The following is a 9,009-nucleotide window of genomic DNA, read 5'->3' as shown; positions in this document are numbered from 1 at the left end:
GATCGGATATACAGGAGTTATTGGAACACTATGGGCATCAGATTTTATGGTTGCCTGCTTATAGTCCTGATTTGAATTCTATTGAAAAGACTTGGGCATGGATTAAGAAAAAGAGAAAAGAATGGCAAGAGGATTGTATTGATCGACTCTTTCAGATGTTTTTTCATGTCTGTATGAGTAATTAGATTGTTTGACTATAAATACAATTTAGTCACAAGTAAGGCGAGAGGTATTCAAGGCTATTTAGCAGGAATTTATGCATCTTTGTGTGCGTATCAGGTTTGTCATAATAATAAGTCAAACATTCGAATAATCGGTGCTTCGACTTAAACAGGATTCGGGTTATTAACTATAAAGGACAACTAAATACATTCGAAGGGATGATATCAACTAGAGGGTTATATTATCCCTTCATGACTTAGAATATTAAAAATAGTTAAATATTTTCCTTTATTTCCTATTCGATATAAAGAAATTGATAGGTGTTGTTAATTCTATGATATTTCCTTTAATTTCATCTGGTGGTGGTGGAACTATCTTTGTACGTTTTACTGCAGAACTTGCCTCTATATCTAGCTCTTCAAAACCACTGCTTCTTGCGATATCAACAGATAAAATCTCTCCTTGACGGTTTATTGTATAGTATATAAGCGTTGTACCTTCTTGATGATTAAATTGAGCTTTTCGAGGGTAACGCTTAAATTGCTCAAGACGGCTTAAAACCATAGCTTGCCAAGATAGATTGACTTTGTGTAAGGATTCACCGCTGAGCGTCTGATTTGCTGCTGTTTTTTCATCTTTAGCTACTTGATTAGAAGGTGGTGCAGACGTTTGATCTACATTATTTTGATCTTTTTCATTGTTGTTCTCTTTAATACGTTGCTTCTCTTGAGCCTGATCTGAATTTGAATCCTCCACATGTGAGGCACTCATTTTGGATTTAGACGGTTTTGGAATAATAACTTCTGTTTTTTTTGAGACAACTGGTTCAATAACTACTTTTGGTTTAGGTACAGTAGTTTTTTGAGTTGATTGTGCTTTATGTTGCTCTTGCTTTAACTCACCTACAGGTAAATTGGTTGGCTTAGTATCTTGAGTCATAGGTGTAAGCTGTGTGAGTTCTAACATCACAGTTTGAGGCTGCTGAGGTGGAATAGGCACACTCACCGTATTTACTTTCATAAAAAAGTAGATAGCTGTGGCATAGATAAATAATACAATGCTTAAACTCATCAGCCAGCGACTCATCTGGCGATCTTTATCAACTATACTCATATTGACGAACCATCTAGGCCGACAAGTGCAATCTTTAAATATCCAGCTTTACGTAATACATTAATTATATTCATTACATTTTCATATGGAATACTCTTATCAGCACGCAAAAAAATACGCTCATCATAATTATGATGACTCAGTGTATCTAAAAGTTTGCTTAACTGAGATGAGTCTACTGAATGATCATTTAAAACCAATGATAAATCTTTTTTTATAGTCAAATAAATAGGATCACTTGGCTTTAACTGTGGTTTTTGCGTACTGGCAGGTAAATCAACAGGGACATCTACAGTAGATAGTGGCGCAACTACCATAAATATAATTAATAAAACCAACATAACATCAATAAATGGCGTTACATTAATATCATGGTTTTCTTGTAAATTTATTCTAGAGCGTCTTTGCTTTCTATTCATCTTAAAACTGCCTTACTCTTTTTGATCTTTATAAAGCTGTTCATAATGATCTAAATCACGAGATACAATTTGCTGAAGGAGTAAAGATACACTGCATAAATTTTCATTAATCGTATTTAATGTACGAGTAAAATAATTATAAATCATCACTGCTGGGATGGCAGCAACAAGGCCTAATGCTGTTGCAAGAAGCGCTTCTGCAATGCCTGGAGCAACAACCGACAGATTCGTTGTATTACTGTGAGCAATTCCAATAAAACTATTCATAATTCCCCACACCGTACCAAATAGACCAATAAACGGAGAAATTGCACCAATGGTTGCGAGTATTCCTATTCCTTTTTTTAAGTGGCGTACATAGAATAGTTCAACACTTTCTAATCTGGCAGCAATACGCTCTTTGATCCCTAGCTTTTGAGTAAGCTGTTTAGACTGATCAAACTCTGTATCAATTTCATATAAAAAATCAGAAATCACACTTTTGTGAGTATCAACTTTCGTAGACACATCACTCAAAACCTGTATAGCCCCCAACTGCTTATAACTTTTGTAAAGGTGTTGATTAACCTTCCGTAATTCATAACTTTTTGCAAAGAGAATCGTCCATGTCGTCACAGATGCAATCATCAGCAAGATCATGGTACTTTGCACAACCCAATCTGCGTTCAAAAACATATTCCATGGACTAAGGGTAGATAAAATTTTTGAATCAATGCTCATTTTTAACACTCAAATATCAAATGAATAGATTTAGCCAAAAACAGCTATATGACATATAGCTGTTTTATGTGCTTAATTTTAAAAATTAAAAGTAATTGTCCCACGTGCGGTACGGCCTGGTGCAGGCAATGCTTCAAGCGCATTTGAATAACTTGGAATATAATATTGATCCGTTAAATTTTCTATACTAAACCCAACAGCCCAATTCTTATTAAACTTATAATCCCCAAACAAGTCATAAACAGTGTATTTATCCCAAATCATGTCACTCATTTTGACCCCTCGCATAGAGCCACCACTCAAACTAGATGTTGAGCGACGAATTTTTCCACCAACTTTTAATCGATCATCTAGAAATTTAAATCCTAAAGTTGCTTTGGTTTCAAAACGAGGAGGCATATAACTTGCACTCCAATCATCACTTCCTGGTGTTGAATAACATTGACTTGGTATTGCCTCATTATCATCATTTCTATCTGGATAACATGCTTTGATAGAATCAAAATAGCTTAAACCAATCTTGGAAAATACCTTGTGATTCTCATAATCTAGAGATAGTTCATATCCTTTGAGCTGCACTTTATCAATATTATGAAATACGTAGCTTGCGTGATGATCAAATCTATCTTCACCTAAAGAAGCCCAATTCACACGTGCAATATAGTCTTTCGTCAAGTTATCAAATCGAGAAATTTTTACACCAAATTTGTCATCTTCTGTGATTAAACCTTGCTTAGAAAAGCTTATGCCATATTCAAAATTACGCTGACTTTCAGGGCGTAGGTTCGGGTCAGACTCGACAACAGTCGACATATATAATTCACGAATACTTGGTGTACGTTTGCCTTTATTCCAACTCGCAAAAAACTGTAGTTCATCTATTGGTTGAATAATGATATTCACATTTGGGGCATTTGTTGTAAACGATTTTTTCTGATTCTGTGGGAAATTTCCTTGAAAACTTCTAATTATTCTCGTATCTAAGTTATCAGCATCACTTTTATTATGTTGTAATCCTGCATTGATATTCAGCCAGGGTGTTGCCTGCCAGTCTAAAGATGTAAAAAGTCCTGTATTACTTTTTTGACCATGTACAAACATACCATAACTTGTATCAAGATCTTCATTTAAACCAAAAGTAGTTTTTTCTTTAGATAAAGACAAACCATATTTTATATTTAAATACCCAACCGGAACAGAAATTTTTGATATATTAAATAATTCTCCTCCTATAATATTACTTTTCATTTTTATATTAGGTGTACTCATTGTGTCTGGTAAATCCTCTCCCCCTTCAACTCTAGTCCCCCATACATTTAATTTCAGATCAAACCAAGGTGAGTTAGGTTTCCAAGCATAATTTGCCGTATAGTTCTTAGCTATTGTTTTTCTGAGTACTCCTTGAACTCTTGGCCCGGTAAACATACCTGCAGTAGAGCTATAGTACCCTGCATTATTTTCATAACTTAAATAACTTAATGCTAATGAGTGGTCTTCTAGAAAACGAACTCTAGTTTTAATTAATGTACTGTTAGAATCAATAGACGTATTTGCAACTTCGGTATCTTCAAAGTCACGATAAATACCTTTCCATTTATCTATTCCATGTTTACCCGATTTATAGTTTCCAGATTCACGTTCAGCATGGGCAATGGTAATATCCCAGTTTTGCGTTGGACGCCAAGCAGTAGCAATACTTCCTGCCAGATTATGTGTTGGTATTTTTCCACCAAGACTTGATATATTGCTACTCCATTGACTACTTGTAACTGCTGTACCCTGAGAGCGATTAATACATTTTGTGTACTCTGATGAAATTTTCATACAGGTATCACCAGAAATAATATTATTTCCAATAGAACCTCGTATACGAACACCCCAGTTTTTATTGGGATCTGTAATAATATCATCTGCATTTAATGTACGTAATGAAACAACACCACCAATAACCCCGGCACTTGTTGCCCCAGCATTCGGTCCTTTTTTGATATCTATGGCACCAATAAGATCCGGATCAATATAAGTGTCATCACGATTACCTGGATACCCCCTATACGTTGAAACGCTTTGTTGTGCACCATCAATTAACGTTCTTACCCGACCTTGGCCTTGAAGTCCTCTAATATTCACTTGTAAACCTGTAGAGTTAGTACTATTTGCAGCTGCAACCCCAGGTGTATCATTGAAGATATCACCAGTTCGACTATAAGCTACTCGATCTAACATCTCACGACTCACATGTTGTACTGAGCCTGGCATTTTATACGTATCAAAAACCGATGATGCTGTATCATTTTCACCGACAGTACGACCTGTTGCTCCAGCAATATTTAATGCCCCAGTTGTAATGATATTCGATGATAAATTAGTTTCTGACTTTTTTAAAACAACATAACCATTGTTTGTTTTTTCTACATGGTAATTTGTATTTGATAACAGTTGATTAAACCCTTGCTCTGTTTGATACTCACCTTGTAAACCTGAGCTAGTCATCTTAGAAAGCTCACTTCCATTCATGGCAATAGTAACACCTGCCTGATCTGCAAACTGACTCAACACATGATTCAAACGATTAGAACCAATATTATAACTTTTCATCTCTCCTGTAGCAGCAGATGCCGAATGTGCTGAAAGAGTTAATGTGGACACCAATGCAAAATGGACACATATCACTATCGGTTTTAAATTAAATGTCTTAGATAAAGGATTTGTTTTTATCATGAAGTACTCACCACCTATTGCAGTCTGTTAAATGTTAAAAATCTTTACATACTTTACAAATAGGTCGTACAAACACACAAAAAGCGAAACAATAATATGAATAATTTTCATTAATTTTATAAACTATTGTATTTAAAGTTATATTTTATTATGTTTTAATCCACATCCACAATTGAACAGCAATCATGCAGCAAATAATGACCAAAACCCATTCAAGATGTGGAATGTAGTAAAGCATAAGTAATGCTCCAATACACATGCCTAACAATGAAAATATTTTTGCAGAAATTGGAATTGTTTTATGCTCATGCCATTGTCTTAAAATTGGACCAAACCACCAGTGATTTACAAACCATTGATGCATACGCCTAGACCCTTTAGCTGCAAAAAATGAGGCAAGAAAAAAAAAGTCTATGCTAGGAAGTCCTGGTACAAAAATACCAATTACACCTAAAACAATGCATAAACAAGCAAGTGTAAGGTACATACAACGTAACCAAAGTGATTTTGCTAATTCTTGAGGCACATGCGTCGTCATAATCGATTGACTCTTATTTCAATAAAAGGTTGTTCGAAAATAAAGCTTAAATAAAATGGATTCACATCCTTTAAAATCATCTATTAAAGGATGTGGATTCGGCATTACAAGGCAATTATTTAAGTTGATCTATACGCTCTACAAGCGCTCCAAAATACTCAAAACCATCTAAAGCACCTTGAATCACTAAGTTTTGTTCTTCAATATTAAAGTTAGCCTCATTTAATACTTGGGTAAATCGCTTCCATACTTTCATGCGCCCTTCGGGATAAGCTGCAAGGTTTCTAGCACCCAAATTTTCATTAAATCCCAATTTTCTTTGTGCTTCTTTAAATAAAAATGCAGCACCCAAGGTTGAACCCTCTGATACATAAATCCATCCCAATGCTTGAGGATAGGCAATCTGTTTCATTGGTTGAGATGACTGTGGTGTTGCACCCAAATACTTTAAGTCTAACAAGGCTAAGTTTGATCGCCCTCGAGTATCTAAATCTGGAATAATATCCATCACCTTTGGATTCAAAAATAACTGTTCAACCTCTTTTTGAAAGTAATATTGAGACAAAGTAAATTGGGTATATTTTTCTTTTGTTGCAAAAATATCAGCACTATTCATCAGCTGATGCATGCGCTCATGTTCAGATGCTGTTTCATTTTTTAAACGTAATGATAACGTTTCTTCTTGCATAACTGCTCCCCTTAAATCAATCTTCAAAGCAAAAATTGAATTTGCTTTTTTCTTTCACTATAAGAGGTCGAGTGAAAAATAAAATTACGAAGAAATTTATTCTTTTTTAAGAGAAATTACTTTTTGATTAAACATATTGTCACTCACGCTAATAGGTAAACTTGCCTGTAACAATGCCACACCCGAACCATCCAAAGGTAAAATAGCCGAAACTTTTATCTGATGTAATTGTGCTGGATTATATTTCAATGTGTTGCTTTCGTACGTTTGTAAAATATTTAATACCTGATCTAAAGGCATTAAATCTACAGCAAGCCTTTGCTTTTTCCATGATTCTTCAGCTAAATGAATAGAAAGATTTTGTATTGAATAATCGCCCTGCTCATCTATTACTAATTGTTGTCCTGCATGCACATAAATAGTTTTCTTTTGACGATTTTTTAAAGAAATATCTACTTGGGTACTTGAATGAAGCATAGTCAATACCGTTAAGTCTTTAAAGTGATGAACTATAAAACGTGTTCCTAATACTTTTATTGCAACATGATCAGTTTTTACAAAGAAAGGACGTCGACTGTCTTTTGCAACATCAACAAGAATATTTCCCGTAATTAAATGAATATTTCTTTGCTGCTGATTATAATCAACATTAAATAATGTATTACCACTCATTTTAATATATGAATGGTCAGAAAGTTTAGTTTCCGACCATGTGTTATAAGCATTTTTTTGATCTGCAAACCATGCCTCTGTCGGTGAAATCCACCATAATAGAAACACAAGAAAAATAATTGCTATTGAATAAAGACCCTGTTTTTTAAAAATTGAACTCTCTTGTGTTTTTTGAATGGAGTTTTCAATTAACTGATGAGGTATAGGTCTTCGATGAGTTTGCCTAAACTGAGAAAACTGATCGAAAGTCTGTTTAATCTCATTAAAGCAATCCTCGTGGCTAGAATCTTGTTTTAGCCACGTCTGAAACTGCTGAGACTCTTCTTGACTACAATTCTGATCATCTAAAATAAGAAACCACTGTGCGGCTTGCTCCATAATCACTGAGCGAGATGCTATTTTTTTTTGCGGGTATTGATCTTGAGACATACACTAAGATGAATAATCTTGCTGAATACAAAGATGGCATTGTACCATTGCTTTCACCAAATCGTTTTGTATAGTTCTCGTTGAAACATTAAAGCGTACTGCAATATCACTCTGCTTAACTCCTTCTAGATAATACAGTAAAAAGCTCACTCGCTGACGTTCAGGCAAATCACTTATTGCCATTGCAACCTGATCTAAAAGTTGTAAATGACACAAAATCTCTTCTGGTGAATAATCAATGTATTCATCAGCATATTCTTGTAAATAATCTCGATATTTTCTTTCAATAATTTCATGGCGAGTACGGTCTATAAATAGTCTACGCGCAGTAGTCGCTAAATATGCTTTAGGCTCACGAATTAAATGTGCTTTTTTTGATATAAACAGTTTTAAAAAAGTATCTTGAACCAAATCATCTAAGTGCAAGTTCGACTTGAGGCTTTTTAATAACCAACGATTCAACCATTGATAATTCTCTTCATATATCTTTATGAATATTTGTCTTTCGTCATTTTCTTCAAGATGTAAGGATGAGTTTTTCATGTGGCGATATGCACGTTTAACGATTTGAATTAGACAATAATACAACAAATGATAATTATTTGCATTTAAAGCTATAAATTTTAATTGCTCTTGAACTGTAGAAATAAAATTGAAAAAATCTAGAACTAGAATTAGAGCCATTAGTTGAGTTACCACAGCTAACCAACGGCTCTAGTCCTGATGAATAATATTACAGCTTTATTCTGCACAATTGATGATTTATTTTTAAAATTTGAATCGATTTATTAGAAATATATCAAACAATTAAAGTATCGTATAAGACTTAGATCCACAAATTTTAGCCTGTCATAAATTATTCTAATCGTTGTATAGTACAAGACCTCGCAATTCAATAATTTAAAAACATTTTATACTTTTCTAAATCACAATTATTCTAATTTTTTAAATACTTACCTTGCTATCAGCGTATGATCAGGTCGCAATGCATGCCTTACATTTCACCTTGATGAAAGATAAAAAGAATTCATACCTGTGGATTGATTCAATCACTCTGCCTGTATGTAAGAATCAGCGTATACAACATCATAAATCCCGAAGTGATATTGCAACGAGAGGGAGAAGTCCAGTGGGATGGTTTTTTAGTTGTAAACTGCATGTCCTGATGAATGTAACATGTGAGATGGTCAATACTCTTTTATCCAATGAACACGTTGCTGATATTAAAATGATTGAACAATTTGTGACAGGACAGGATTACATACTAAACTCTTGCAGATCGAGGTTATCTCAGTCAAGACTTTAAAAGTAGACTGAAAGAGCAACTTATTGATCTGATTACCTATCATAACCCGAATCCTGTTTAAGCCGAAGCACCAATTATTCGAATGTTCGGCTTATTCTTATGACAAACCTGATAAGCACATAAAGAGGCATAAATTCCAGATAAATAGCCTTGAATACTTCTCGCTTTACTTGTCACTAAGTTGTATTGGCCTTTCAATAAACTAAACAATGTTTCAATCTTATTTCGTTGCTTCAAGTAG

Annotated in this window: 9 protein-coding genes and 3 pseudogenes; 3 read left to right on the top strand and 9 right to left on the bottom strand. The window is 34.2% G+C overall.

The window, feature by feature from the left end; all coding sequences use genetic code 11:
• On the top strand, window positions 1-185 hold a 185-nt coding region (locus tag I2F17_RS12005; protein ID WP_196423217.1), incomplete at its 5' end, for a transposase.
• 13 nt (window positions 186-198) lie between these two features.
• A pseudogene (locus I2F17_RS12000) lies at window positions 199-330 on the top strand (IS982 family transposase); the annotation flags it as partial.
• 120 nt (window positions 331-450) lie between these two features.
• On the opposite strand, the gene I2F17_RS11995 reads toward I2F17_RS12000, so the two are convergent.
• From I2F17_RS11995 to I2F17_RS11960, 8 genes are all read right to left on the bottom strand, one after another.
• A complete protein-coding gene (locus I2F17_RS11995; RefSeq protein ID WP_211140100.1) occupies window positions 451-1,275 on the bottom strand; it encodes an energy transducer TonB in 825 nt (274 codons plus the stop codon).
• On the bottom strand, window positions 1,272-1,694 hold the full coding sequence (gene exbD / locus I2F17_RS11990) for a TonB system transport protein ExbD (protein WP_196423586.1): 423 nt from the start codon (window positions 1,692-1,694) through the stop codon (window positions 1,272-1,274). Before exbD ends, I2F17_RS11995 begins: the two co-directional genes overlap by 4 nt.
• Window positions 1,695-1,706: 12 nt before the next feature.
• Window positions 1,707-2,414 carry a tonB-system energizer ExbB gene (exbB, locus tag I2F17_RS11985; protein ID WP_211140099.1) on the bottom strand — a complete coding sequence of 236 codons (708 nt, stop codon included), beginning with the start codon at window positions 2,412-2,414 and terminating at the stop codon, window positions 1,707-1,709.
• Window positions 2,415-2,492: 78 nt separating this feature from the next.
• A complete protein-coding gene (locus I2F17_RS11980) occupies window positions 2,493-5,135 on the bottom strand; it encodes a TonB-dependent receptor (protein ID WP_196423585.1) in 2,643 nt (880 codons plus the stop codon).
• A gap of 148 nt (window positions 5,136-5,283) precedes the next feature.
• Complete coding sequence (locus tag I2F17_RS11975; RefSeq protein WP_196423584.1) at window positions 5,284-5,673, bottom strand: YbaN family protein; 390 nt, start codon at window positions 5,671-5,673, stop codon at window positions 5,284-5,286.
• A gap of 115 nt (window positions 5,674-5,788) precedes the next feature.
• Window positions 5,789-6,361, bottom strand: coding sequence for a biliverdin-producing heme oxygenase (locus I2F17_RS11970; protein ID WP_196423583.1), 573 nt, complete (start codon window positions 6,359-6,361; stop codon window positions 5,789-5,791).
• Between the two features lie 96 nt (window positions 6,362-6,457).
• The gene (locus I2F17_RS11965) at window positions 6,458-7,462 is read right to left on the bottom strand and encodes a FecR family protein (RefSeq protein ID WP_196423582.1); all 1,005 of its coding nucleotides are present in this window, start codon (window positions 7,460-7,462) and stop codon (window positions 6,458-6,460) included.
• Between the two features lie 3 nt (window positions 7,463-7,465).
• Entirely contained in the window at window positions 7,466-8,005 is a 540-nt protein-coding gene (locus tag I2F17_RS11960) for a sigma-70 family RNA polymerase sigma factor (protein ID WP_196423581.1), read from the bottom strand.
• A 180-nt stretch (window positions 8,006-8,185) separates the two neighbouring features.
• Here I2F17_RS11960 and I2F17_RS12805 point away from each other — a divergent pair.
• Window positions 8,186-8,820, top strand: a pseudogene (locus tag I2F17_RS12805) (transposase); the annotation flags it as partial.
• Between the two features lie 5 nt (window positions 8,821-8,825).
• On the opposite strand, the pseudogene I2F17_RS11950 reads toward I2F17_RS12805, so the two are convergent.
• A pseudogene (locus I2F17_RS11950) lies at window positions 8,826-9,009 on the bottom strand (IS982 family transposase); the annotation flags it as partial.

This window comes from Acinetobacter baretiae, from assembly GCF_015627105.1.
Lineage (GTDB): Bacteria > Pseudomonadota > Gammaproteobacteria > Pseudomonadales > Moraxellaceae > Acinetobacter > Acinetobacter baretiae.
The sequence above is the reverse complement of the archived record's forward strand: the minus strand, read 5'-3'. Positions and strand labels throughout refer to the sequence as shown.

Excerpts from the sequence above, each read along its gene's own strand:
- I2F17_RS11995 (WP_211140100.1), bottom strand. The coding sequence starts at position 1,275 with ATGAGTATAGTTGATAAAGATCGCCAGATGAGTCGCTGGCTGATGAGT.
- exbD (WP_196423586.1), bottom strand. The coding sequence starts at position 1,694 with ATGAATAGAAAGCAAAGACGCTCTAGAATAAATTTACAAGAAAACCAT.
- exbB (WP_211140099.1), bottom strand. The coding sequence starts at position 2,414 with ATGAGCATTGATTCAAAAATTTTATCTACCCTTAGTCCATGGAATATG.
- I2F17_RS11980 (WP_196423585.1), bottom strand. The coding sequence starts at position 5,135 with ATGATAAAAACAAATCCTTTATCTAAGACATTTAATTTAAAACCGATA.
- I2F17_RS11975 (WP_196423584.1), bottom strand. The coding sequence starts at position 5,673 with ATGACGACGCATGTGCCTCAAGAATTAGCAAAATCACTTTGGTTACGT.
- I2F17_RS11970 (WP_196423583.1), bottom strand. The coding sequence starts at position 6,361 with ATGCAAGAAGAAACGTTATCATTACGTTTAAAAAATGAAACAGCATCT.
- I2F17_RS11965 (WP_196423582.1), bottom strand. The coding sequence starts at position 7,462 with ATGTCTCAAGATCAATACCCGCAAAAAAAAATAGCATCTCGCTCAGTG.
- I2F17_RS11960 (WP_196423581.1), bottom strand. The coding sequence starts at position 8,005 with ATGAAAAACTCATCCTTACATCTTGAAGAAAATGACGAAAGACAAATA.